At 51.2% G+C, this 23,798-nt stretch carries 23 protein-coding genes; 16 read left to right on the forward strand and 7 right to left on the reverse strand.

Annotation, left to right across the window (positions count from 1 at the left end; translation table 11 throughout):
* The first annotated feature begins 580 nt into the window (after nucleotides 1-580).
* The 7 genes from uvrA to K7P01_RS01535 all read left to right on the forward strand — a co-directional run bounded on the left by uvrA (nucleotide 581) and on the right by K7P01_RS01535 (nucleotide 10,052).
* Nucleotides 581-3,106, forward strand: coding sequence for an excinuclease ABC subunit UvrA (gene uvrA / locus K7P01_RS01505; RefSeq protein ID WP_267289110.1), 2,526 nt, complete (start codon nucleotides 581-583; stop codon nucleotides 3,104-3,106).
* Between the two features lie 10 nt (nucleotides 3,107-3,116).
* Nucleotides 3,117-4,883 carry an ABC transporter ATP-binding protein gene (locus K7P01_RS01510; RefSeq protein ID WP_267289112.1) on the forward strand — a complete coding sequence of 589 codons (1,767 nt, stop codon included), beginning with the start codon at nucleotides 3,117-3,119 and terminating at the stop codon, nucleotides 4,881-4,883.
* 133 nt (nucleotides 4,884-5,016) lie between these two features.
* The gene (locus K7P01_RS01515) at nucleotides 5,017-5,397 is read left to right on the forward strand and encodes a helix-turn-helix domain-containing protein (RefSeq protein WP_267289114.1); all 381 of its coding nucleotides are present in this window, start codon (nucleotides 5,017-5,019) and stop codon (nucleotides 5,395-5,397) included.
* Nucleotides 5,398-5,481: 84 nt separating this feature from the next.
* A complete protein-coding gene (locus K7P01_RS01520) occupies nucleotides 5,482-6,339 on the forward strand; it encodes a helix-turn-helix domain-containing protein (RefSeq protein WP_267289116.1) in 858 nt (285 codons plus the stop codon).
* Nucleotides 6,340-6,409: 70 nt separating this feature from the next.
* On the forward strand, nucleotides 6,410-7,648 hold the full coding sequence (locus tag K7P01_RS01525; protein ID WP_267289118.1) for an MFS transporter: 1,239 nt from the start codon (nucleotides 6,410-6,412) through the stop codon (nucleotides 7,646-7,648).
* Between the two features lie 558 nt (nucleotides 7,649-8,206).
* Nucleotides 8,207-9,145 carry a sterol desaturase family protein gene (locus tag K7P01_RS01530; protein ID WP_267289120.1) on the forward strand — a complete coding sequence of 313 codons (939 nt, stop codon included), beginning with the start codon at nucleotides 8,207-8,209 and terminating at the stop codon, nucleotides 9,143-9,145.
* A 4-nt stretch (nucleotides 9,146-9,149) separates the two neighbouring features.
* Entirely contained in the window at nucleotides 9,150-10,052 is a 903-nt protein-coding gene (locus K7P01_RS01535; RefSeq protein WP_267289122.1) for a hypothetical protein, read from the forward strand.
* A 28-nt stretch (nucleotides 10,053-10,080) separates the two neighbouring features.
* Here K7P01_RS01535 and K7P01_RS01540 read toward each other — a convergent pair whose 3' ends face one another.
* Nucleotides 10,081-10,977: a helix-turn-helix domain-containing protein gene (locus tag K7P01_RS01540; RefSeq protein ID WP_267289124.1), complete on the reverse strand. Its 897-nt coding sequence runs from the start codon at nucleotides 10,975-10,977 to the stop codon at nucleotides 10,081-10,083.
* Nucleotides 10,978-11,146: 169 nt separating this feature from the next.
* On the opposite strand from K7P01_RS01540, the gene K7P01_RS01545 reads away from it, so the two are divergent.
* From K7P01_RS01545 to K7P01_RS01580, 8 genes are all read left to right on the forward strand, one after another.
* Entirely contained in the window at nucleotides 11,147-12,130 is a 984-nt protein-coding gene (locus K7P01_RS01545; RefSeq protein WP_267289126.1) for an aldo/keto reductase, read from the forward strand.
* Nucleotides 12,131-12,133: 3 nt separating this feature from the next.
* A complete protein-coding gene (locus K7P01_RS01550; protein WP_267289128.1) occupies nucleotides 12,134-12,511 on the forward strand; it encodes a putative quinol monooxygenase in 378 nt (125 codons plus the stop codon).
* Between the two features lie 56 nt (nucleotides 12,512-12,567).
* A complete protein-coding gene (locus K7P01_RS01555) occupies nucleotides 12,568-13,059 on the forward strand; it encodes a (2Fe-2S)-binding protein (protein WP_267289131.1) in 492 nt (163 codons plus the stop codon).
* Nucleotides 13,056-13,703, forward strand: a complete 648-nt coding sequence (locus K7P01_RS01560; RefSeq protein WP_267289133.1) for a hypothetical protein — start codon at nucleotides 13,056-13,058, stop codon at nucleotides 13,701-13,703. The genes K7P01_RS01555 and K7P01_RS01560 overlap by 4 nt, the downstream gene beginning before the upstream one ends.
* A 4-nt stretch (nucleotides 13,704-13,707) precedes the next feature.
* Nucleotides 13,708-15,870, forward strand: a complete 2,163-nt coding sequence (locus K7P01_RS01565; protein ID WP_267289135.1) for a molybdopterin cofactor-binding domain-containing protein — start codon at nucleotides 13,708-13,710, stop codon at nucleotides 15,868-15,870.
* A 42-nt stretch (nucleotides 15,871-15,912) separates the two neighbouring features.
* Nucleotides 15,913-16,314 (forward strand): (R)-mandelonitrile lyase, encoded by a 402-nt coding sequence (locus tag K7P01_RS01570; RefSeq protein WP_267289137.1) that lies wholly within the window; start codon nucleotides 15,913-15,915, stop codon nucleotides 16,312-16,314.
* A gap of 235 nt (nucleotides 16,315-16,549) precedes the next feature.
* Entirely contained in the window at nucleotides 16,550-16,909 is a 360-nt protein-coding gene (locus tag K7P01_RS01575) for a hypothetical protein (RefSeq protein ID WP_267289139.1), read from the forward strand.
* The gene (locus tag K7P01_RS01580; protein WP_267289141.1) at nucleotides 16,906-17,115 is read left to right on the forward strand and encodes a helix-turn-helix transcriptional regulator; all 210 of its coding nucleotides are present in this window, start codon (nucleotides 16,906-16,908) and stop codon (nucleotides 17,113-17,115) included. The genes K7P01_RS01575 and K7P01_RS01580 overlap by 4 nt, the downstream gene beginning before the upstream one ends.
* A gap of 11 nt (nucleotides 17,116-17,126) precedes the next feature.
* On the opposite strand, the gene K7P01_RS01585 is transcribed toward K7P01_RS01580, so the two are convergent.
* Nucleotides 17,127-18,452, reverse strand: a complete 1,326-nt coding sequence (locus tag K7P01_RS01585; RefSeq protein ID WP_267289143.1) for a cytochrome P450 — start codon at nucleotides 18,450-18,452, stop codon at nucleotides 17,127-17,129.
* Between the two features lie 106 nt (nucleotides 18,453-18,558).
* On the opposite strand from K7P01_RS01585, the gene K7P01_RS01590 reads away from it, so the two are divergent.
* Nucleotides 18,559-19,047: a low affinity iron permease family protein gene (locus K7P01_RS01590; RefSeq protein ID WP_267289145.1), complete on the forward strand. Its 489-nt coding sequence runs from the start codon at nucleotides 18,559-18,561 to the stop codon at nucleotides 19,045-19,047.
* A gap of 138 nt (nucleotides 19,048-19,185) precedes the next feature.
* On the opposite strand, the gene K7P01_RS01595 is transcribed toward K7P01_RS01590, so the two are convergent.
* From K7P01_RS01595 to K7P01_RS01615, 5 genes are all read right to left on the reverse strand, one after another.
* A complete protein-coding gene (locus tag K7P01_RS01595; RefSeq protein ID WP_267289147.1) occupies nucleotides 19,186-20,055 on the reverse strand; it encodes an SDR family oxidoreductase in 870 nt (289 codons plus the stop codon).
* A gap of 193 nt (nucleotides 20,056-20,248) precedes the next feature.
* A complete protein-coding gene (locus K7P01_RS01600; RefSeq protein WP_267289149.1) occupies nucleotides 20,249-20,464 on the reverse strand; it encodes a hypothetical protein in 216 nt (71 codons plus the stop codon).
* A gap of 104 nt (nucleotides 20,465-20,568) precedes the next feature.
* Nucleotides 20,569-21,132, reverse strand: coding sequence for an arylesterase (locus tag K7P01_RS01605; protein WP_267289151.1), 564 nt, complete (start codon nucleotides 21,130-21,132; stop codon nucleotides 20,569-20,571).
* Nucleotides 21,133-21,475: 343 nt separating this feature from the next.
* Nucleotides 21,476-22,324: a helix-turn-helix domain-containing protein gene (locus tag K7P01_RS01610; protein ID WP_267289153.1), complete on the reverse strand. Its 849-nt coding sequence runs from the start codon at nucleotides 22,322-22,324 to the stop codon at nucleotides 21,476-21,478.
* A 160-nt stretch (nucleotides 22,325-22,484) separates the two neighbouring features.
* On the reverse strand, nucleotides 22,485-23,726 hold the full coding sequence (locus tag K7P01_RS01615) for a PQQ-dependent sugar dehydrogenase (protein WP_267289155.1): 1,242 nt from the start codon (nucleotides 23,724-23,726) through the stop codon (nucleotides 22,485-22,487).
* Nucleotides 23,727-23,798: the final 72 nt, after the last annotated feature.

Raw genomic sequence — 23,798 nt, forward strand, 5'->3', positions numbered from 1 at the left:
AATCATGCGGCGGGTGTCCAACGTCCGGTATGCTCGTCGCTTTTGACACTTATCGACTACGGCATGACATGGAGTAGCTGCATGGCCGTGTCCATAAAAGATCTCTCACTATCTCAACTATTGGCCTACATTGAAGCACATTCTCCACATTACGTTACGGCCAGCCGATGACGACTGATGTCTGTAGCCCCTTTGTGCAAACTATTCTCCAGTCGATTGCCGAAGACTGCTATATTTTCTTCCCCGATTATAACAGTTGCCTGGCCTTCTCCGTGCATAAAACACCGGCTGGCAGGACACCTGCCCCGACACAACCAGCCACGTCAGTAGTACCCTGGTCCTCTTCAGGAATTTTTTAATGCCCTTTTTCATCTTTCCCCATCACGGTATGTTATTAGTTAGTGAATGATGCGAGCAGAGTGTCGAAAAAAGAGTGCCCGCAGTGGGGGGATGCAGCTTATGTTGGAGTGGCATGACTTATCTGTAGTGGCACCTTCAATATCCGCATGCCCTATCGTGTCAGACAAAGTTTCCTGAAACCTTACATTTTGCCGGAAGACGTGTATTTTTAACATCGATTATGACTGAAAATATTCCTCACCATCTTACTGATGCATCGGGCTACATTGAAGTAAGCGGTGCGAGCGAGCACAACCTCAAACATGTGTCTCTGAAAATACCGCGCAACCAGCTGGTGGTGTTTACCGGTGTTTCGGGCTCCGGTAAATCTTCGCTGGCCTTTGGCACTTTGTATGCCGAGGCGCAGCGGCGGTACCTGGAGTCGGTCTCGCCGTATGCGCGGCGGTTGTTTCACCAGATGTCGGTGCCGAAGGTTGAGGACATCACGGGATTGCCACCGGCGGTGGCGTTGCAACAGCAGCGGGGTGCGCCGTCTACACGATCGTCGGTGGGAAGTGTTACGACGTTGTCAAACCTGTTCCGAATGTTGTACTCCCGGGCAGGCCACTACCCCAAAGGCCAATCGATACTGTATGCGGAGTCGTTCTCTACAAATACACCGGAAGGTGCCTGCCCGACATGCCATGGGTTGGGGCGCATGTACGATGTAACCGAGAAGACGATGGTGCCCGACGATTCGCTGACGATACGGGAGCGTGCCATTGCCGCCTGGCCCACTGCCTGGCAAGGACAAAACCTGCGCGACATTCTGACGACCATGGGCTATGACGTGGACAAACCCTGGCGCGACCTGCCGAAGAAAGACCGCGATTGGATCCTTTTCACCGAGGAGCAGCCCACGGTGCCGGTATATGCCGGGTTGACGCCGCGCGAGGTGAAGCAGGCGCTGAAGGCGAAGATGGAGCCCAGCTATATGGGCACGTTCACCGGCGCGCGCAAGTATGTGATGACGACGTTCGCCACCACGCAAAGCCAGCTGATGAAGCGGCGTGTGAGTCAGTTCATGACGAGCAAGCTATGTCCGGAGTGCCACGGTAAGAAACTACGAAAGGAAGCGTTATCGGTGAAATTTGCCGGCCTCGATATTGCCGAGATGGCAGCGCTGCCCATGACGCAACTGGCGGGCTTGCTGCAGCCGTTTGCTGTGCAGACGCCCGATGCCAGGAGTGAGCACCCTGAAAAACAAATTGTGTCGCAGCGCATCGCGCACGATCTCGTGTCGCGTCTGCATGTGCTACTGGACCTGGGATTGGGCTATCTTACACTCGACCGCAGTACGCCTACTCTCTCGCCCGGCGAGCTGCAGCGCCTGCGCCTGGCCACACAGGTACACTCTAACTTGTTCGGCGTGGTCTACGTGCTGGACGAACCGAGTGCCGGTTTGCATCCGGCCGATACCGAGGCTTTGCTGCGTGCGCTGGACAGATTAAAGGCGGCCGGCAATTCCATCTTTGTGGTGGAGCACGAGCTGGATGTAGTGCGACATGCGGATTGGATCGTGGATGTTGGTCCGGCGGCGGGCGAAGCTGGCGGAGAGGTTTTATATAGCGGTCCGCTGAAAGGGCTTGCCAGTGTCAAAGCATCTATAACACGACAATATCTTTTTGAAGGAAATGAAACGTATTCCGGCCAGACGCAACGGGAGCCCCGCGGGTGGCTGACACTGAAAAACGTCACGATTAACAACCTGACCGGGCTGGAAGCAACGTTTCCGCTGGGCGTCTTCACCAGCGTAACCGGTATATCGGGATCGGGTAAGTCGAGCCTGGTGAGCCAGGCGCTGGTAGGGCTGGTGTCGACGCATCTGGGACAGGCGCTGCCAGAGGAAGAAGACGAGGCCGACCCGCTGGCGGATGCACCGGTGATGACGCTGAATGGAAAAATCACGGGTGGCATGGAACACATCAAGCGACTGGTGGTGGTGGACCAGAAGCCGATCGGGCGCACGCCACGGTCGAACCTGGCAACATATACCGGTCTGTTTGATCATGTACGAAAGCTGTTTGCTGCCACGAAGATGTCCCGGGCCCGCAAGTATGACGTAGGCCGGTTTTCGTTCAACGTGGCGAAGGGCCGCTGTGAGAACTGCGAGGGCGAAGGATTTGTGACGGTGGAGCTATTGTTCCTGCCAAGCGTGTATGCTCCTTGCCCTGTGTGCCAGGGCGCGCGGTATAATGCCAAAACGCTGGAGGTACAATACAAAGACAAGAACATTGCCGAGGTGCTGGGCATGACTGTGGACGAAGCGTGGAGCTTTTTTGATGAGGAGCCTACCATTCAACGTGCGCTGAACGCTGTACGCGAAGTGGGGCTCGGCTATCTGCGGTTAGGCCAGTCGGCAACGGAGCTTTCGGGAGGCGAGGCACAGCGTATTAAACTTGCCACGGAGCTGCAACGTGCGCAACGTGGACAGAGCCTGTATATACTGGATGAGCCCACCACCGGGCTCCATCCCAGCGATGTGCGCAAGTTGATGAAGCAGCTGAATAGATTAGTAGATGCAGGTAACACGGTGATCGTTGTCGAGCACGATATGCACGTGGTGGCCAGCAGCGACTGGGTTATTGATATTGGCCCCGGAGCGGGCGACGAAGGTGGACGGTTGGTTGTAGCAGGGACACCCGCCGCGGTAGCCCGTACGCGGAGTAGCCGAACCGCGCCGTACCTGGCGCAGGAAATGAAGTAAACGATCAAGCATGAAGATTCTTTGGAAATATCTACGTCCCCATAGTAAACTGGTTTTTATTTCGCTCGCGCTGGCGGCGGCGGCGCAGCTCCTGGGGTTACTGGACCCGTTGATCTTCGGTAAGATTATAGATGATTATGCCACCAACCACATGCACCTAACGGAGTCGCAGCTGGTGAGCAGTGTGCTTTACTGGCTGGTCATAGCGTTTGGGGTTGCTGTTTGCTCGCGTTTGGCCAAAGCGGCACAAGAATACTGCACGCGAAAGGCGGTGGCACAATTTGGGATGAATATCTTTAACGACGGTTTGAAACAAACGCTGCGGTTGTCGTTTCAGGAATTTGAGGAAAGCCGCAGTGGCACCACGCTGTCGCTATTGCAAAAGGTAAAGACCGATTCGGAACGTTTTATCAACGCCTTTATCAACGTGTTGTTTGCCTCCCTGGTGGGCGTTGCCTTTTTGATTTGGTACAGTTTGCACAAGAACTGGTTGCTGGTACCCGTGTTCTTTATCGGCGTGGTGCTACTGGGATCGCTTACAGGGTTGGTGTCGAAAAAGATCAAGGGCATACAACGGTCCATCAACCGGCAGGCCGATAAGCAGGCCGGCGTTATTACCGAAAGCTTGCGCAACATCGAATTGGTTAAAAGTCTTGGACTAACCTTTGCTGAAATCCGGCGTCTAAACGAACAGACCCTGGCCATCTTTCAATTGGAGATGCTCAAGGCCCGGAAGGTAAGCGTGCTTTCCTTTCTGCAAGGAAACCTCTTAACGCTGCTCAAGCAGTCCATCCTGTTTATTTTGCTGTGGCTCATCTTTCGCAACGTGCTGACCACAGGCGAGCTCATTGCCATGCAGTTTATTTCCACCGCTATCTTTACACCGTTACAAGAACTTGGCAACCTCATTCTGCTGTACCGGGAGGCGGACGCGTCTTTAAAAAATTTCGACAGGCTGATGCACCGGCCTATCGAGCAACGTCCCGATCCTTCCATTGAGCTGGGGCCGCTTGCTAGCCTGAAGTTTACGGATGTGGTGTTCCGGCATAAAACGGCTACCTACAACTCGATCGACTCGATTTCCTTTTCCATCCACACGGGTCAGACCATTGCGTTTGTCGGCCCCTCCGGCGCGGGTAAATCCACGCTCGTGAAGCTGCTGGTAGGATTATACATACCCGACAGGGGCACGATTCAATTCAACGACATACTCTCCACGCAGATCCGGTATAACCCGCTGCGGCGGCAGATCGGGTTCGTGACGCAAGATACGCAACTCTACGCGGGCACCATACGCGACAACCTGCTCTTTGTTAAACCCACCGCCACCGACGCGGAGATACACGATGCGTTGGGCCAGGCATCGGCCACGAACCTCATCGCCAAAGCCTCGCATGGCATTCATACCATGTTGGGCGAAGGCGGCATGAAGCTCTCGGGCGGTGAGAAACAACGGTTGTCTATTGCGCGGGCTCTGTTGCGGGATCCACGGCTGCTGATCTTCGATGAGGCCACGTCGGCACTGGATTCGTTGACAGAGGAAGACATTACGAAAACCATTCGCAGCATCTCCCGGAACCAGGACCAAATGACCATCCTCATTGCTCACCGTCTGTCGACGATCATGCACGCAGACACCATCTTTGTGCTGGAGAAAGGAAAGATTGCCGAGACCGGTTCACACGACGTGCTGCTGGCACAGAAGGGATTATATTACTCGATGTGGCGGCAGCAGGTCGGCGAGCGCCGGAGCCTCAAAACCGAGCCACAAGAATAAATGAGGTATTGCGGCTCAATGCGCGTTGAGAATACGTGTTCCACATACAGTTTGCAACGGATGTGATACCACATATACCGGGACCGATCTTTTACTATCTGTTTGGTAAGAAGTGCCTCCAAGGGCTCCACCTATGAACATATTGGTAATTGACGATGATCCGGACGATATCGCAATATTCTGCGAGGCGTTCCACGAAATGTTTCCACATTCGAACTGTTATTCCCGAAACGATTGCGTCGACATCGAACAGGTGCTGCAAGGGTTGCCCACACTCGATGTCATTTTCCTGGATGGACACATCTTTCCGATCAGCAGCCAGGAGTGCCTGCCTGCGCTCAAGAAAGTCCTCGACTCAAAACGTACAAAGATAGTTATTCACACCGGCAGCGTGAGTCCTACTGAAGCCAACGAGTTACTGGCGTTAGGCGCATCATCCATCACCTATAAAGCTTCCTCTTATGAGCAGCTGAAAGAATTGCTGGCGACCACGCTGGCGGACTATGCTGACTAGCGAGTCTCCGCGGCGCGGTATGCCCTCCGGCATAATTTCCTGGTAAGCGCTTCTCCTTCTATCTTTACGACAAAGAAGCCATCCATGCCGAAGAAAAAAGAAGCTATCGCACTGCACCGAGGTGAACTGGAAAACACAGGTGTAGACATAGCGCCTTTTAGCAGCCTGACCGATAACGTGCGGGATTCTCATCGCGACGATCATTATATGTTTATTATTCAACAACAAGGTCGCTTTGTGTGGGAGCTGGACTTCCAGAAGGTGGTGCTACAGGATGCTTCGCTTTGTTATGTTGCACCCGGACAGGTACATCGCTATCTAACGTATCAACGTGCAAAGGGATGGTTTGTTTTTGTCGCACCGGAATTGATCGACAATGCTTACCGTGAGATCTTTGACGCTTATTTGAATTCCGCCCAATCTATATCCCTCAAACGAAACAATGCGATTTTTAATACAACGCTATTGTTAGAGGAAATGCTCCGTCGGGAGTCACCCTTGTTCCGGGAGCGTTTGTCAAAATCGCTGGCCGATACGCTGTCGGGGATGATCGCTTCTACTATCGCCGAAGCACAACACACCACCCATCTTATCGGCGGACAGAAGCATTTTACAGTTATTAAGTTCAAGAGACTGGTGAAGATACACTGTATAGAAAAAAAGCAGGTGCAAAAATATGCCACGCTTCTAAATATCACACCGCTTTATCTGAATGAAATCGTGAAAGACATCACGGGTTTTCCGGCAAGCTATTGGATCCAGCAGGAAGTACTGTTGGAGGCTAAGCGCATGCTGCGCTATACAACGCTGGATGTCAAACAAATCGCTTTTGATCTGGGCTATGCGGATCACGCATATTTTTCGCGCTTTTTCAAAAAGAACACCGGCGTGACGGCAACGGACTTCCGAGCCAACCATTATTTGTCCAATCATAGCCATTGAGCGGCTATCGTCTACCCCACTCCTATTGTAGAATTTTGCGCTGAGATTTAATCATAATCACTCGGCGCATATGTCAGCGAAAAACAAAAATACTTTCTCTACCAGCGGCGGTAGCGGAGTAGAAGATGCCCTTGCCGCAACAAATCAGTCACTTTCCTTTGCAAAGGTTATTCGGCCGATCTTATTAACGGTGTTTGCCGCATATCTCGCCATCGGCATAGCGCTGGGGGCCTTACCCTCTTTTATCAAAAACGATTTACACTATGGAAGCCTCGCGGTCGGACTCGTTATTGGCTTGCAAGCACTGGCTACCCTGCTAACACGAGCGTATGCGGGTAAGATTACCGATGTTCGCGGGCCTCATAGAAGTAAACAACTTGGCGCGTTATTGCTATTGGCCGCCGGAGTGCTGTATGTCCTTGCTACTTTGCCAGGCGGCAGTGGTATAGTAGCGTTAACGTTGCTTGTGGTGGGTCGCATACTCCACGGCATTTCTGAGAGCATGGTCGTTACCGCTTCATTGACCTGGGCAATAGGGTTGGTGGGCCGGGAAAATGCCGGCAAAGTGATGACCTGGAACGGCATTGCCATGTACGCAGGCATTGCGATCGGTGCACCATTAAGCCTTTGGTTCACCACCACGGGCAGTGTGTTCACGGCGCTGGCAGCAATTACCATTCTTGCATTGGTAAGCCTGGTGGCCACACGCAATCTACCCCACCTCGCCGTGGACGTTAACCATATCCGAACGCCCTTTTATAAAGTTATTGGGTTGGTAGCAAACCAGGGACTCGCGTTAGCATTTGCATCGATCGGATTTGCCTGTATCGCGTCCTTTATCTCCTTATTGTTTGCTGCTCAGCACTGGGAGCATGCGTCTTGGGGATTTATTTGCTTTGGCGGATTTTATGTTCTAACCCGCATATTCTTTGCGTCATTTCCAGACAAATTCGGCGGGTATACGGTGGCGTTTGTATCGTTAGTCGTGGAAATGGTGGGACAGTTGCTGATCGGGGTATCCTCCAGTCCCCTGCTCGCAGTCGTCGGGTGTGCGCTTACCGGCATGGGTTTTTCACTGGTATTTCCGGCGTTGGGCGTGCTTGCCATTCAACGGGTAGCCCCGCAGATGCGGGGTACGGCCCTGGCGGCTTACTCTGCTTTCTTTGATCTTTCGTTAAGTATTGCAGGCCCCGTTGCCGGTCTGCTGGCTGCCTGGTGGAACTATCCGTCGATCTATCTCTTTGGCGGTGCCAGTTGTTTGGTTGCGTTGCTGATCCTGTCGTTTTATAAAACCCGTAAGCCCGCGTGATCTATACACTTGACTGGGAGGTACTCGCCCGCCCGCTACGGCATCATCGCCATCTACCCGGTACTCCTGCGCGCCGGTGATGATGGAAACATTACCTCTCCCCAGTGGACGCAAAAAACATTCATGGGGTACTAACCGATGCGGGCCTAATGGTTGACTAGCAATATTGTACAGTATCTAACAGGTCCATGCAACTGCTGGGGCCCAATTGGCGTCTTCGTAATAGATAAGGCCAGAAAACCTGATCAACAAGGAATCTCCATGCCAATCATGAAAAGAAGACATTATTTGATAGCTTTACCAACGATTGGCCAGGAATGCGCATGGAATGGGCGATATGGGCTTCTGATAAACCCCGTATTTGTCTCAACCATCGGTGAAATCTCATCACTGCCTCCACAGGCATAATAATTTCACGTAGGAGACTATACCCTGTAAGCCGCTTCTGAAACGACAAGTTTTCAGGCAATATCGCCCGCGGACATTTCGTGGTATGAAATCGTTGTGCCTTGCTACACTTGTTTTTGATTATTTATTACCTTTTTACGGTTTACGTGCATGTTTGAAACCTTCTTTGGAGCAGAAAAAATCTCATTAAATTCCCTGGAGACCATTGAGCAAGGAGTGCCCAATATTATTGTTTGGGCGGCGCCGTTTATGTTCTTTTTTGTCTTGCTGGAGTACTTTATATCGCGGTGGCAGAATAAAAAGCTCTACAGCCGATCGGAAACTATCGGTTCGACGTTGGTGGGGCTGGGTAATGTCGCGATTGGACTGGTGCTAAAAGTGTTTCTCCTGTGGATTTTCATCGCTATTTACAACCTGATACCCTGGCGCATGTCCTTCCACTGGTGGACCTTCATCCCATGTTACATCCTGTTCGATTTCTGCAGTTATTGGGCGCACAACGTTTCCCACCGGCTACGGTTTTTCTGGGCGACGCACGTTGCCCACCATACCGGTGAACATTATAACCTGACGGTGTCCTTTCGGCTAAGCTGGGTGCAATATTTCAAGATCATCTTCTTTTTACCCGTTGCCCTGCTGGGCTTTCATCCCATTATCCTTTTTGTTACCAACCAGGTGGCGGTACTTTTTCAATTCTGGGTACATACGGAGTACATCAAGAAGATGCCCTGGATCATCGAGTATATTTTTGCCACGCCTTCCAATCACCGGGTTCATCATGGCTCTCAGGAGAAATACATCAACAAGAATTACGGCGCTACCTTTATTATTTGGGACCGCATCTTCGGAACGTTTCAGGAGGAAACAGAGCGGCCGATCTACGGCATCACCCACAACATTGATCATAAACATGATCCGATCCACATCAATTTCCACGAATACTACGACATTATCAGGGATGTAAGGCAGGCAGATGGATGGCGGGAGGTTTTGTTTTATATTTTTGGTAATCCGTCGGACATCGATACATACAAGCGGCGAAAGAACGGATTGTTACACATCACAGAAGAAAAGAATACGGAACACTGAAAGAATGACAAGGCAAATTCGAAATCTGATGGCGGCGGTTGCCGTGATCTTTATATTTTCCTGTGAACGGTTATCGCCCCGGGCGACAAATTCACGCGCAGACGAATTGTACGTTACCACGATGAATGCAAGCGACGTGACGATCATCAAAGTTTGGGAGTTGCCGCAAGAGCTTGTAGAAATATCGGCGAATGTTTTGATAGACGAGCAACGGATGGCCTGCATACAGGACAATGCCGGTACGATCTATATTTATAATCTCAACTCGAAGGCGATAGAACAAAAAATTGTTTTTACGGGAAAGGGCGATTTTGAAAGCCTGGTGCATGTGGGCAACACGTTTTACGCACTGCGGGCGGATGGTCATTTGTATAAAATTACCCCGGGCACGAAGGCAGAACCTGTTGTGGAAACTTTTGATCTGCCGCTGACCGTCGAGAACGACACCGAATCGATGTTTTACGACGCCACGGCCAGCCGGCTGCTGATTGGCGTGAAGGAGAAGAACATGGTTAATGCCGACGCACCCGGTAAGGAGGTATACGCGTTCGATCTGAAGACAAATACTATGTCGCCCACCCCTGTCCTCACGATCGAAGAACCGGGCGACATCACTACCCCGGATGTTAAGAGCAAAGGCAAGAAGAAGGACCGGAAGTTTAAGCCTTCAGAAATCGCCATGCATCCGTCGACCCGTGAACTGTATATTTTGAATGGGCCATTATCGACCCTGCTTGTTGCCGATAAACTGGGAAAGATAAAGAAGCAATATCCACTGGATACGAAACTGTTCCCACAACCTGAAGGCCTGTGCTTTTCTAAATCCAGCGAGCTCTACCTATCCAGCGAAGGTGGGAATCACGGCCGGGGCATTATTGCACTAGTCAGACTGGCAGCGCAGGAATAATCAACCGCAGTTTATCTTTATCATCATTTTAATTATCGGCCGTCCGATATTCCAATGGTGTCATACCTACATGTTGTTTGAAAACACGGGTGAAGTGCTGTGGATACTTAAATCCCAGCTCGTAGGCTATTTCGGCCACGGACTTTTGTGCGTCGAATATTTTCTCTTTGGCTACATCGATCAGTTTCATTTGAATGAAGTCGTGCGCGGACTTGCCCGTTTCCTTTTTTATCAGGTCGCCAAAATAATTGGCAGAAAGGTTCAGCTCGTTCGCGCAGTACGCAACGGTGGGTAGGCCTACCGTTTGAGGCTTGTCGGATGAAAAATAATGGTTGAGTAGCGTTTCGAACCGCTCGAGAATGCCTTTGTGCGTATTGTCGCGTGTAACAAACTGGCGATCGTAGAACCGCACGCAGTAATTAAGAAAGAGCTCGACGTTGTTTACAATAAGTTTTTTGCTGTGCTTATCCACGGCGTGTTCCAGCTCAAATTGAATTTTGGAAAAGCAATCAAGTATGGTCTGTCGCTCGCGCTCTGACAGGTGCAGCGCTTCGTTTACGGCATACGAAAAGAAGGTGTAGTCGTTCATGTGACGACCGAGCGGGGTGCCGTGGATGAGGTCTGGATGGAACACTAACGCACGTCCCTGTGGCTGGTAATATTCGTCGCCATTCGAACCGATCACCTGACCGGGTGCGAGGAAGATGAGGGTGCCTTCTTCATAATCGTAGTGGCTGCATCCATAGCGCAAGTCGCCGCATTTTATCTCTTTCAAAAAAACGACATAAAAACCATAGCTCAACCGCCGTAGCTGGCGGGGCGCTGCCTTCGAAAGATCTACGATACTTACCAAAGGGTGCAGTGTTTCATTCCGGTTGAAGGCATTGTACTGGCCGATGGTATCAAATTTTAGGATCTCTTCCATATCTCCTCCTTTTCCAGTTCAAAAGTACGGTGTTCCAGGACGGATTCCGCACAAAAAGGCCTTCCATCAGTGGAATTGGTAGGTAAACCAGTAATTTGTATACATCGCGGCCGACCGTATGTCAACAACTTTGTACAGTAGCAAAATCGAATATTTAACCCGTAATACTATGACGCAGCGAAAACTGGGAAAAAGTGGTTTAGAAGTGTCCGCCATTGGCCTCGGCTGTATGGGACTTAGCTTTGGTTACGGCCCGGCTGTGAATAAACAGGACGGGATTAATCTCATCCGTGCGGCGTTTGAGCGGGGCGTGAATTTCTTCGACTCCGCAGAGGCCTATGGGCCTTTCGTTAACGAGGAACTGTTGGGCGACGCCGTGGCGCCATTCCGTGAACAAGTGATACTGGCCACAAAATTTGGATTCAAAGGCGGTGTGTCCAGTGCCGGCGTGGACAGCCGTCCTGCCACGATCAGGGCTGTGGCCGATGCCTCGCTGAAGCGGCTGCGGACAGACCGGATCGATCTGTTCTACCAACATCGCGTTGATCCGAACGTGCCGATGGAAGAGGTCGCCGGAGCCGTAAAAGAGCTTATTGCTGAGGGAAAGGTGAAGTACTTCGGCCTGTCGGAAGCCGGCGCGCAGAGCATTCGTAAAGCACACGCGGTGCAGCCTGTAACGGCACTTCAAAGTGAATATTCATTGTGGTGGCGTGAACCGGAACAGGAGATCTTGCCGACGCTGGAAGAGTTGGGTATCGGCTTTGTGCCGTTCAGCCCACTGGGGAAAGGGTTCCTCACTGGGGCAATCAATGAAAATACAAAGTTCGATAAGAACGACTTTCGTAACATCGTGCCGCGCTTTGATGAAGAGAATCGAAAAGCGAACCAGATTGTTGTCGACAAGATCGCTGAGTTTGCAAAAAAGAAGAATGCAACACCGGCACAGGTGGCACTCGCATGGGTGCTGGCGCAGAAACCCTGGATCGTGCCCATCCCGGGTACAACCAAACTTCACCGGCTGGAAGAAAATCTAAAGGCGGAACAGCTCACGCTGACGGCAGACGATCTGCGCGGGATCGAGAACATGTTTTCACAAGTCAACGTGCAGGGCGCTCGCTATCCGCAGCAACTGCAACAAATGGTGGGGCGTTAACGGATGAAGCCGATATTATTTCTGCTATTCAATTTGATAATCATCACCCACTCGTATGGCCAGGGAGAGAACAAGCAAATGGTTCGCCTGGCAAAATTGGTGATCGACTCCACTCAATTAGAAATATACAATACATACTTAAAAGAAGAGATTGAGACTTCGATTAAGAAGGAACCCGGTGTTTTGACGCTCTATGCGATTGCTGAAAAGGCAAGGCCAACGCACATCACTATTCTGGAAATATATGCAACCCCGGAAGCGTATAGGAGTCACATCAAAACACCACATTTTCTTAAATACAAAAACGGCACAAAAGAAATGGTAAAGTCGCTGGAGCTCATCGAGGGTATACCCTTGCTACCAGCCATGAAGATATATTAACTGGAACGAATTTTTATAGAAGGATCTGTTTAATCCCAATTCAAACCAACATGCTTATGGCGACTGTTTCTTGTAAAATAAACGGCAAGGATCAAACACTGGAGGTCGATCCACAAATGCCACTGTTGTGGGCTATACGCGACGTCGCGCGGCTTAAAGGCACCAAGTATGGCTGCGGAGTGGCGCAGTGCGGAGCATGTGTTCTGCACCTGAACGGCGAGGCTGTGCGGTCGTGTGTGACGCGGGTGACACGGGCGGAGGGGCAAAAGGTAGTGACGATCGAAGGACTGTCCGAAAACAACGATCATCCGCTGCAGGTAGCCTGGCAGGAGATTGATGTGCCCCAGTGTGGCTATTGTCATTCCGGACAAATCATGTCGGCGGCGGTGCTCTTGCGGGAGAATCCAAATCCCACGGATCAGGATATCGACCGGGCTATGGGCGGCAACATCTGCCGCTGTGGAACGTACCCACGGATTCGAAAGGCTATTCACCGGGCGGCGGAAATGCTTCGCTCAGGCGGTAAACGAAACGGTACCGATCTATGAACGGGGGAAACAAACGCTATACCGGCAATCGCTTCTGGCTGACGGCGTGCACACTGGTGTTTGGTCTGGGCCTGTTGGTTGCCATGGCGCCCGACTTCACGGGTGGTAAAAAACCGAGGGAGCTTACGCCCGATGATAACCCGGTTATAAAGAAAGACAGCGCAGCGTCTATAAAGGCATTTGCGAGCGTCTATAAAGTGCTCATGAGTCCGCGGTGCATGAATTGTCACCCCTCCGGCGATGTGCCGCTGCAAGGTGACGACAGCCATTTGCACATCATGCAGCCTACACGTGGTAAGGATGGCAAGGGTATATCCGCCATGAAATGCGCCAACTGCCACCAGCCGGCCAACACTCCCGGACTACACACGCCGCCGGGTAATCCCAACTGGCATTTGCCCCCGGCCGATATGAAGATGGTCTTTCAGGGAAAGACGCCTCGCCAACTGGCCAGACAACTTGTCGATCCCGAACAAAACGGGCACAAGGACCTCCGGAAATTGCTGGAACACGTAAACGATACGCTCGTCATTGCCGGATGGCATCCGGGCGAAGGGCGTACAACGCCGCCTCTACCCTACGCGGAATTTAAGAAGGCCTGGATAACCTGGATTGAAAACGGCGCCTACGCTCCTAAAAAATAATACGATGGAAACGAGCACAATTTCACGAAGAAACTTCCTTAAACTGTCTGCTATGGGAGGCGCTATGCTCTCCCTGGGGTTTTATGTGCCGTCTGCCGGAAAGGAGGCAACGATCGTCAAGACGACAGAGGCCGAGGGCTTTGGCGTTGAGCTGAACGCGTGGATCCACATTGATACTTCCGGTAAGGTGACCATCTTCAGCCATCGTGCGGAAATGGGACAAGGTGTTTACCAGGCGATACCACAGATCATTGCCGAAGAGCTGGAGGTAAACCTGGACGAGGTGAACATCGTCTTTGCAAAAGGTGATAACAAAAAATATGGCAACCAGGTAACGGGTGGAAGCTCGTCTGTGCGCACCACGTATAAGAATCTGTTGAAACTTAGTGCGACCGCGCGTGAGATGCTGATGGAAGCTGCAGCGAATCGGTGGAAGGTATCCCGCGCGGAGTGTTATGCTGAAAGCGGTCATGTGTTTCATAAACCTTCGAAACGGAAGTACCATTACGGCGAATTGGTTCTTGACGCTTCTAAACTTCAGGCACCTGAGCAGGTAACACTAAAGAAGCGGTCGGAGTATAAACTTATCGGGAAGCCGCTTCGGCGGCAGGATACGCGGATGAAGACCAATGGCACCGCGATCTTTGGTTTGGACAAAGAGATTCCCGGCATGTTGTACGCCGTGGTCGAGCGTAACCCGCGTCTGCGTGGCGTGGTGAAAAGCGTTGACGATACGGATGCGCTGAAGGTGCCCGGTGTGAAACGTGTTGTGAAAGTGCGGATGGGTGTGTTCAGTACCTACCGAGAAGGTGTGGCTGTAGTGGCTGACTCAGCCTGGCAGGCCATGCAGGGCAGGAAGGCATTGCGTGTCACATGGGATGATACAGGCTTTGAGCATCAAAATACCGAACAGATCTTTCGCCGGCAGGCCGACGAATTGAAAAACAACGAAGGCCTATCGTTCAAGACACAAGGTGATGTCAACGCTATTTTGAATGGCGCTTCTGATAAGATCGATGTGGTATACCAGACGCCATACCAGCAGCATGCGTGTATGGAGCCGTTGAATTGCGTGGCGCACTGGCAGGGTGACAAAGTCGAGATCTGGGGGCCTATTCAAGCACCGGATTGGGTACAGGATTACATCAGCAAGGAGATGAATTTGCCGCGTGAGAACGTCATCGTGAACATGACCTTCCTGGGTGGCGGCTTTGGCCGGAAGGCGTTTATGGATTATCCGCATGAAGCGGTGGTAATCTCGAAAGTGATCGGTGCACCGGTGCAAGTAGTCTGGACACGGGAAGACGACATGACCCAGGGACCTTACCGTCCGGGCATCTCCTACCGGTGCGAAGGCGTTGTTACCAATGGTGAAATAAGCGCCTTCAAAGTAAAGATGGCAGGGCAAAACAACGACCATTGGCGTGGTGGACCGAAGGACAAGCCGAACCGCAGCACGTCGGAAGGTCTGCTGAAACCGTACTTCGACTCGATAAAAAATCTTAGCATACAGGATATACCGTTCGAGACACCCATTCCCACGATGTGGTGGCGATCGGTGTATGCGTCTACGAACGGCTTTGCGTACGAGAGCTTCCTGGACGAGCTGGCCGTGGCCGCAGGGAAAGATCCGCTGGAGTTCAGAAGGAGTTACTTGAAAGACGAACGTGCGCAAAAGCTCATCGATCGCATGCAAGAAGTTTCAGGATGGAAGAAACGCAAGAAGGGAGACGGCTTTGGCGTGGCGATCACCGAGTGTTTTAACAGCACGGTGGGTCAGGTTGTAAAAGTATCGAAGCAGCCATCGGGTGGCGTGAAGATTGACCGTGTGTGGGCGGTCATGGATTGTGGCTGGTATGTGAATCCGGATACGATCAAAGCGCAGGTGGAAGGATCTATTGTGATGGCGCTGGGCGCTGCGACGATGCATGAGATCAGGTTCGAGGACGGACTGACCGTTCAGAAGAACTTTTATGCTTACCCGATGCCGCGCATATACGATATACCACCGATCGAAGTATACATCATGGAGAATGATGCCGACGCAGGCGGTGTGGGTGAGCCCGGGTTGCCGGCATTTGCACCAGCGCTGACGAATGCTATCTTTGATCTGACGGGAAAACGCATTCGGAAGTTGCCGTTTGATCTGAACACCGTTTCGTCATAATCGCGGCTGACACTCGTTTCAATTGATCAACTATAGTACTTTATGCAGATTACAAAAGTAGGTTCTAAACCTTCGGGCAAGGGACCGGAAGATTGGTTTACCGGGTCGGTCAGAATTGACTCGTTGTTTGATCCGAATGCAGCCAGGCGCGCAGCGGCAGCAAGCGTTACGTTCGAGCCGGGCGCACGGACAGCATGGCATACGCATCCGTTGGGCCAAACGTTGATCGTAACGGCCGGTTGCGGCTGGGTGCAGCGCGAAGGCGGACCTGTCGAAACGATATATCCGGGCGATGTCGTGTGGTTTGAACCGAACGAGAAGCACTGGCATGGTGCCACGGCAACGAATGGAATGACCCACATTGCGATTCAAGAAAGTGTTAACGGAAAGGTTGTGGATTGGATGGAGAAGGTGACAGACGAGCACTATAGCGGCGGAAGGTAAAGCGAGGATGTCTCCGTGTTGAGTCCGAGTATAGCCCGAGTTTAGCCCGAGTTTAGTCTGTGCTAAGGGACAGAGATAAGGCACGGTCATCCGTGTAAATAGGCAGTTTTTGCCTCGCTAATCGTATACCTCCAAACGTTTTTGATGGACTGTACGTTAAGCCGGAGACTAAAAAAGAACTGTCTACTTGTCTTTATGTAAAGTAAACTTTACATTTGGTCAAACAAACAAGACTATGATCAAAACCCTGTTTCCGTATCATCCAGCCGTCAAATTGCTGGGCGTGGGACTCTTTCTCTTCGCTTTTAGCGGTTTTATCTACAAAACCCTGCATCAACACGACTTTGTCTCGTTTGCTCCAGCATTTCAGATCGCTTCTCTTGGTTTGGTATTTATTTTCTTCTCAAAAGAGAAGTACGACGATGAACGGGTGCATCAGATAAAATTCCGGTCGCTTACCTGGGGCGTACTGACAGCCTACTTCCTGACGCTTGCCGTTACGTATCTTTTCCGCTCGCTGTCCGCGCACGAGTTTCTCTGCCTTGCGTTACTATTGACAACGGGTATGTTCTATGTTCTGAAACAACGGGCATGAAGAACCTGATCAAAGTGGAACGCGCCCGACACAATATCACCCAAGCGGAACTGGCAGACCGTGTGCAGGTATCCCGTCAGACCATCAATTCTATTGAACTGCAACGGTTCACTCCATCGGCTGTGCTGGCCCTCAAGATCGCGAAGGTTTTAGAGATTTCGACCGATTCATTATTTCTGCTCGAGGAGTCCGATTGGAAAAACTAGCGTGCCGGATGCTATACGTTCTGTATGCGAAGCTCAACCCGGTCGGGCCGTAGGGTAACAAGCGGACGAATCACCGGCGCAGCGTTGCCGGGATGAACATCATATTGTTTTAAGAAGGCTTGCAGAAATATACACATCTCCGCCATTGCGAAGTTGTTGCCGATGCAGAGCCTCGGGCCAGCCCCGAAGGGGTAAAATATTTTCTTCGTGCTCTTTTCTCCTTCGCCTAAAAAACGTGCGGGCAGAAATGTCTGTGCCGCGTGCCAATGTTTAGGGTCGCGGTGAAGCCCATAGTAAAATGATACAACGACCGTTCCTTTCGGAATGACATAATTGTTGTAAACATCATCTTCCAGCGCTACGCGATCACTGATCCAGGCAGGCGGATATAGTCGCATGCTCTCCTTGATAACGGCTGACAAGGCAGGATTCACGGCGACTTCGTGAAGGGTGAGCCCGGCGGTCGCGTTGCGGAGGTTCAATAGCTCTTCCCGGTTGTGGGCGAGTAAGTATAGCGACCATGACAGTGCATTGGCAGTCGTCTCATGGCCGGCAATGAGCAGGATGAGAATCTCATCGATGACCTGGATTTCGGTCATAGGCTCACCGTTATCCTCATAGCGGGCGTCCAGCAGCATGTCCAGCAGGTCATTGTGCTTCGTGTTGCTGGCGGTGCGCTGACGAATCAGAAACCGGATCACTTCGCGGGCACCTTCGGCTTTTTTGAGGTTCGCGCCCATTTCCCCCGAGAGGCGAAACCACCAGCGGTTATAGGGCTGGCGTACATCTTTGATGACAAACTCCTGAACCTCACTGATGAAGTTTCCGAGCTGCGTACGTTTTTCCGCCGGCACGTCGACGTTAAAGAGTGTGTCAATCACCATATCAAACGCCAGGCGGTGCATGAGCGGGTATATATCTATCGTGCCTACCGGAAAGTTGGTCAGAAAACGGCTGACGGTATTTTCCATGATGGCATACAGTGCCTGGATCTTATCCATATGGAAACCAGGCTGAATCAGGCGCCGCTGCTTGAGCCAATAGTCTCCGTTGGCGGTTAGTAACCCGCGGCCCAGGAAGCGGCCCAGGTAGTCTGTTTGTATGGAAGATTTTTGATAATTACGATGGTTGTTCTTGAGCACGTGCTCGATTAGTCCGGGGTCCTGTGTGGCGATTACCCGCATCATGCCGAGGTTCACAGCGTAGGTTCCCTGGAACCGTGCCATGCTTTCCTGCATGGTCTCGATGGGCTTCCTGGCGGACTTGTACGTCCGCACCAACGATCGTAAAAAACCGTAGCCAGGGTGCAGGACTGTTGTATTCGTTGTTGTTGCCATGCGGACTGTTCTGCCTGCGAAGATACGTACTCGAGGCATCAAAGCCCACCTCGGGGTTGGCCTGAATTTTAGGTATTAAAGTAAGAAACAGATAACGACTTTAGTCATGAAAACGGATCAACCTATTATCCCCAGTCCACCGCGTGCGGGCTTTTTCGAACGATTTGCGAGCGCTGTAACACATGCGACCGGAAGTACACCGGCCTTTATTATCGCTGTGACCTTAGTGCTTGCCTGGGCTCTTACAGGGCCGGTGTTTAACTTCTCGGAGGAATGGCAGCTGGTGATCAATACCGGCACGACGATCATTACCTTTTTGATGGTGTTTATTATTCAGAAATCACAAAACAAAGACTCGCTGGCAATTCAATTAAAGCTGAACGAGCTCGTGGCGGCGCACAAGCACGCCAGTAACCGTCTCGTGAATGTGGAGAATATGACCGAGGATGAATTGAAGGTGATTAAAAAGTATTACGCGTATCTGAGCCAATACTCTAAGCAGGAAGAAAGCCTGCAACAGTCCCACTCGATCGACGAGGCCGCCGCTGCACATAACTTCAAAAAGCATCTCGAGCAGGATCTCGAAAACTGTTAATTGTACAGAACCAGGGAGACCCTGAAGATCGTGTTACACACACAATCGGCTACTGTTGCTTTTTGTCAACAATTGCGCAGCGACGCCTCTTTTTATTGTATAGCCAGAAGGTCACGGGAAGGGCTTCCACCCTCTGCACTAAGTATTGACGACAGTACCTCCATTGGGATGAAGTACCTGGCCTGTGATAAAGGCGCTTTCCTTGGACGCCAGAAAGACGTAACAGGGCGCGATCTCGATCGGTTGGGCCGGGCGCTTTAAGGTCGTGTCCTTACCAAATTTAGCAACTTTCTCTTCGTCGAACGATGCGGGGATGAGGGGCGTCCAAACGGGACCGGGCGCTACCGCGTTTACGCGTATACCACGATCGGCCACGGCTTGCGAGAGACTGCGCGTGAACGCTACGATGGCTCCTTTGGTGGACGAGTAATCGATTAGTGAGGGATTGCCGCGGTACGCGGTGATGGAGGCAGTATTGATGATAACACTACCGGGCTTCAGGTGTGGCAGCGCGTACTTACAAAGGTGGAAGTGCGCGAAGATGTTTACCTTGAAGGTGTGTTCGAGCTGGTCGGCTGAAATGTCTTCGACACTCTTCTGCTCGTACTGCACGGCAGCATTATTGACGACAATGTCAATTTTTCCAAAGCGGTTTATCGTTTCTTCGACGATCAATTTACATTCGCTTTCTTTGGAGACGTCTGCGGCAATGAGCAAGGCTTCTTTGCCATATTTGCGCATAGCCTCTGCGGTCTCTGCAGCGTCCAAATTCTCGTCGAGGTACGCGATGGCTACATCAGCACCTTCCTTGGCAAATTGCACTGCGACGGCGCGGCCAATGCCGCTATCGCCTCCCGTGATGATGGCTACTTTGCCGTTGAGCCGGCCGAGACCGGGATCGTCGTTATCGTATACGGGTGCTGGTATCATTTCGGCTTCTATGCCGGGCTGCTGCTCCTGGTGCTGCGGCGGAATGTTCTTAGGCATTTTTACGTGAGTCGTTTCCATAACTATAAGCGTTGATACTGCCAGCATAGGCTAAATTATTATTCCTCCCCGGGTCGCCGGCATGATCCGGTCCGTTATAAATAGCGTGGGCAAAAACATTCCCTTACCGTGAGATCCTTTGAAACAAGCGTTTTTACAATCCACAGCGTGTGCTCTAAAAAAGAACGGCGACCATCTGGCCGCCGTTCTTTTTTTACTTCGTGCTTTTCGATGAACCGAACTTCTTCGCCGGTGTCTTTCGGCTGGGTTCGTACGCGACCTCGTATTTTTGCTTTTTATTTACGTACTCGCGGTCTTTCGGCCCGGGTTTAGCCGATGCCTTTTTAGCGGTTTTCTTAGCCGTTTTTTTTGCAGCTGGCCTGGCTGTCTTACCAGCTTTCTTTGCTGTTTTTTTCGCTGTCTTTGCCATAGCGTTACTTGTTATTTTGTATATGGCGTAAATTTCCATGCCTGCGGCGTGCTATAGCTGGCGAAGCCTGTGCATATGACCTCGACGCGAACGGTTGCTCTCTATCAAGCTGTTTCCAATACGCCGCGTATTACCGGCCATACCTTCGTGGCAATGACGTCGTAGCCTTTCTTTGATGGATGCAGGCCGTCGTTTTGGTTCATCTGTTTTATACCCGCCACACCTTCCAGGAAGAAGGGCACCAGCGTGGCATTATGTGCTTCTGCGAGCCGGCGGTAAATGGAGGTAAATTCCTCCAGCCGGGCCACGTTGGCATAGCCGGGCACTTCCATGCCCATGACAATGATTTTGCACTGCGGGTGCTTCCTGCGGACTTTCTGTAACAAGGTGTCGAGGTTACGATGAATGGACGATAGCGGCAAGCCGCGCAGAATGTCGTTGATGCCGAGTTCCAGTATAAACACGTCGACGGGCTGGCTGATCCAGTAGTCTAACCGGCTGAGCCCACCAGACGACGTATCGCCACTAATGCCCGCGTTGATCACTTCATAGAGAAGATTCTCTTGCTGCAGCTTGTCTTTGATCAATGCTGGATAAGACTCGACCGACGGGTTTTGCAAACCGTGGCCGGCCGTCAGACTATCTCCAAAAAATACAATTCTTCTCATAACATCTCCCTCCAGGTACACCGTGATTGTATTGGTGCTCCTATCCGAGTCGAAAAATACAGCTGCTGGCTGGTTATCGCAAATCTAATTATCGCGCCTGCGCGCCCTACCGCGGGGAAAAGTGGGACGTTTACACCGATTGTCTGGAATACACGGGCAAAGAAGCCTTTGCAAAGGCATTCATATTCAAGCATAACACCCCGTGAGCACTACACTGGCGTCTTCATTCACGGCTTAACCCACCTTCGCCCCATCGGGCAGGTTGTTTTTCTGACAGGCGTCCGGCATCACTTCTCAACAAGGTAGTGGACGCGGGAATGGACGATCGGGCAGTGGCCCGGAATCAGCTCAATTTTTGCTGCTGATATTGTTTCGGGCTGACGCCGTATACTTGTTTGAACGATTGTGAAAAACTCGAGTGGTTTTCAAAACCTACTTTGTAAAAGACTTCGCTGGGGTTTTCATTTTGTAATAACAACGATGTTGCTATTTCCATCTTGCGCATCAGAAAGTATTGGCGCGGCGGGACATTGTAGAGCTTCAGAAACCTTCGTTTAAACGTCGAGACGCTTGTGCTACACAAAAAAGCCAGCTCTTCCAATGTAAGGTTACTGGTAATATTCTGTTCTACCGCTTTTCTCACTTCCAGGTCCGAGTATTCTTTCCGGGTTCGGGCCTGAAACGAGCGCATTTCACCCGGATATTTCTCGACCAGGTAAAGCATGAGCTCTTCAAATTTTAGTTCTACCCGCTTGTCTGAAAAAGAAGTCTGGGGGTGAATGAATTGGAGAGATGCTATGTAGTTTCTGACGAACGCATCTTTCCCGAAAACGAGGAACGGCTTTTCATATTTATCCGCGGTGGACGCGAGCTTGTCAATGATCGCCGCATATTTCACAAAGAACTTCGTCAACGCCGTATTGTCGAAAAACAGCATGGTGCTGCGATAGTGATTGTCAACAGGAAGCTTTTCTGTCATCAAACAATTTCCAGCAGAAAGCAATGCAAATTGCGTGTCTTTAATTATGGTGGCGTTGTTAGCGTAATGCACTACTTTTTCGCCCTGCTCCAATAGCGTAATTAGATTGTGTTGAAGAAATATTTTATTTCTACCAACCTGCTTTTCGGATACATAGTTGTATATGAACAAATCTTCCCGCTCCTTTTCCCCCGCCTGTTGTTGTTGCTGCATAGTCAGAATGTTGGACGCCGCTCCCGGCTACGAAATTAAGAAACTCCGACCAAGCCATCAACTTAAAGCATTTGATGGCTGGATTTACCGGGCTTTGCGATGCAAAAAAACCAGCCAGGTGGTAGCCTGGCTGGTTCATGATGTTGTGTTAAATTGATGCTTAGTCCTTAGCATCTGTCTTTCTATCGATCCGATAGAGTCTGCCTTCGTCTGTGACAGCGTACAACGCATTATCAGTACCCTGGGTGATGTCGCGGAAGCGTTGCCCTTCGGATGCCAGCAGCCTTTCTTCGCCTACAACCCGATTGTCGTCAATTACCAGACGAATAATATGCTTCCCGCTCAATGAGCTAAGGAAGAGATTGTTCTTCCATTCCGGTACGCGATCGCCTTTGTAGAACGTGATGCCGCTGGGCGATATCACGGGATCCCAGTAGTATACAGGCTGTTCCATGCCGTCTTTTTGCTGGATGCCGTCACCAATGGTTTCGCCGCTATACTCTATACCATAGGTGATCGTAGGCCAGCCGTAGTTGGCACCCGCGCGTACGCGGTTCAACTCGTCGCCACCACGGGGTCCGTGTTCAGCCTGCCACAAATCACCGGTTTCAGGATGCAGCGCGATGCCCTGCGGGTTTCGATGTCCGATACTATATAGCTCGGGTAGTGCTCCATTGCCACTGAATGTCGGATTGCCAGACGCGGGTTGACCGTCTGTCGTGATGCGGATGATCTTTCCCAGAGCCGCTTCTACCGATTGTGCCAACGGCCGTGTCGGCAGAACAGAACGCTCGCCGGTACTTATAAACAAGTTGCCTGAACGATCGAATATCACGCGGCCACCATAGTGCAAATCGCTCGGGTATGCAGGGTTAGCGCGGTATATTACGGTTGCATTTTCAATGCTCTTCTCGTCATCGGCCAGCCGGCCTTTTGCTACTGCAGTAAGTGTACCACCCCCTACGTTTTCTGAGAAGGCCCAATATACCATTCTGTTAGAGGCAAACTGCGGATCGATACATAGTCCTAACAACCCTCCCTGCCCTGCAGCGTTAACCGCCGGGATGCCAGTGATGGCACTGCTTACAGTACCAGTAGTGGTAACAATGCGCATGTTACCTTCCTTCTCGGTTATCAACAAACGTCCGTCGGGCAGGCTGGTGACGCCCCAGGGGGCTTCCAGATTGGAGGTAACGACGCGTGATTCATAATCAGTAGTGGTGATCACGCCATCAATCCGCGTTTGACCTTCGAACGCAGGTTCGTAGTCTGTATTGGCTGGAAGAGTCTCTACTGGTGGTCCGGTTTGGTTACCGTTGCCGTCTCCATCATCATCGTCCGAACAGCTCAACACTATAGCCGACATGGCGGCCAGTATAAAAAGATAATTTTTGATTTTCATACGGTGATCAATTACGTTATGTTTTCTCACGGATAAAAAACCATACCGTTCTTAGGGGGATTCCCTGCGATG

The organism is Parachryseolinea silvisoli (genome assembly GCF_021190955.1).
Lineage (GTDB): Bacteria > Bacteroidota > Bacteroidia > Cytophagales > Cyclobacteriaceae > Ohtaekwangia > Ohtaekwangia silvisoli.

What these genes read in the sequence shown, in the direction of transcription:
- K7P01_RS01615 (WP_267289155.1), bottom strand. Translation starts at nt 23,726, where the DNA reads ATGAAAATCAAAAATTATCTTTTTATACTGGCCGCCATGTCGGCTATA.
- K7P01_RS01565 (WP_267289135.1), top strand. Translation starts at nt 13,708, where the DNA reads ATGGAAACGAGCACAATTTCACGAAGAAACTTCCTTAAACTGTCTGCT.
- K7P01_RS01560 (WP_267289133.1), top strand. Translation starts at nt 13,056, where the DNA reads ATGAACGGGGGAAACAAACGCTATACCGGCAATCGCTTCTGGCTGACG.
- K7P01_RS01520 (WP_267289116.1), top strand. Translation starts at nt 5,482, where the DNA reads ATGCCGAAGAAAAAAGAAGCTATCGCACTGCACCGAGGTGAACTGGAA.
- K7P01_RS01555 (WP_267289131.1), top strand. Translation starts at nt 12,568, where the DNA reads ATGGCGACTGTTTCTTGTAAAATAAACGGCAAGGATCAAACACTGGAG.
- K7P01_RS01600 (WP_267289149.1), bottom strand. Translation starts at nt 20,464, where the DNA reads ATGGCAAAGACAGCGAAAAAAACAGCAAAGAAAGCTGGTAAGACAGCC.
- K7P01_RS01530 (WP_267289120.1), top strand. Translation starts at nt 8,207, where the DNA reads ATGTTTGAAACCTTCTTTGGAGCAGAAAAAATCTCATTAAATTCCCTG.
- K7P01_RS01595 (WP_267289147.1), bottom strand. Translation starts at nt 20,055, where the DNA reads ATGGAAACGACTCACGTAAAAATGCCTAAGAACATTCCGCCGCAGCAC.
- K7P01_RS01610 (WP_267289153.1), bottom strand. Translation starts at nt 22,324, where the DNA reads ATGCAGCAACAACAACAGGCGGGGGAAAAGGAGCGGGAAGATTTGTTC.
- K7P01_RS01580 (WP_267289141.1), top strand. Translation starts at nt 16,906, where the DNA reads ATGAAGAACCTGATCAAAGTGGAACGCGCCCGACACAATATCACCCAA.
- K7P01_RS01570 (WP_267289137.1), top strand. Translation starts at nt 15,913, where the DNA reads ATGCAGATTACAAAAGTAGGTTCTAAACCTTCGGGCAAGGGACCGGAA.
- uvrA (WP_267289110.1), top strand. Translation starts at nt 581, where the DNA reads ATGACTGAAAATATTCCTCACCATCTTACTGATGCATCGGGCTACATT.
- K7P01_RS01575 (WP_267289139.1), top strand. Translation starts at nt 16,550, where the DNA reads ATGATCAAAACCCTGTTTCCGTATCATCCAGCCGTCAAATTGCTGGGC.
- K7P01_RS01525 (WP_267289118.1), top strand. Translation starts at nt 6,410, where the DNA reads ATGTCAGCGAAAAACAAAAATACTTTCTCTACCAGCGGCGGTAGCGGA.
- K7P01_RS01585 (WP_267289143.1), bottom strand. Translation starts at nt 18,452, where the DNA reads ATGGCAACAACAACGAATACAACAGTCCTGCACCCTGGCTACGGTTTT.
- K7P01_RS01545 (WP_267289126.1), top strand. Translation starts at nt 11,147, where the DNA reads ATGACGCAGCGAAAACTGGGAAAAAGTGGTTTAGAAGTGTCCGCCATT.
- K7P01_RS01605 (WP_267289151.1), bottom strand. Translation starts at nt 21,132, where the DNA reads ATGAGAAGAATTGTATTTTTTGGAGATAGTCTGACGGCCGGCCACGGT.
- K7P01_RS01590 (WP_267289145.1), top strand. Translation starts at nt 18,559, where the DNA reads ATGAAAACGGATCAACCTATTATCCCCAGTCCACCGCGTGCGGGCTTT.
- K7P01_RS01535 (WP_267289122.1), top strand. Translation starts at nt 9,150, where the DNA reads ATGACAAGGCAAATTCGAAATCTGATGGCGGCGGTTGCCGTGATCTTT.
- K7P01_RS01540 (WP_267289124.1), bottom strand. Translation starts at nt 10,977, where the DNA reads ATGGAAGAGATCCTAAAATTTGATACCATCGGCCAGTACAATGCCTTC.
- K7P01_RS01515 (WP_267289114.1), top strand. Translation starts at nt 5,017, where the DNA reads ATGAACATATTGGTAATTGACGATGATCCGGACGATATCGCAATATTC.
- K7P01_RS01550 (WP_267289128.1), top strand. Translation starts at nt 12,134, where the DNA reads ATGAAGCCGATATTATTTCTGCTATTCAATTTGATAATCATCACCCAC.
- K7P01_RS01510 (WP_267289112.1), top strand. Translation starts at nt 3,117, where the DNA reads ATGAAGATTCTTTGGAAATATCTACGTCCCCATAGTAAACTGGTTTTT.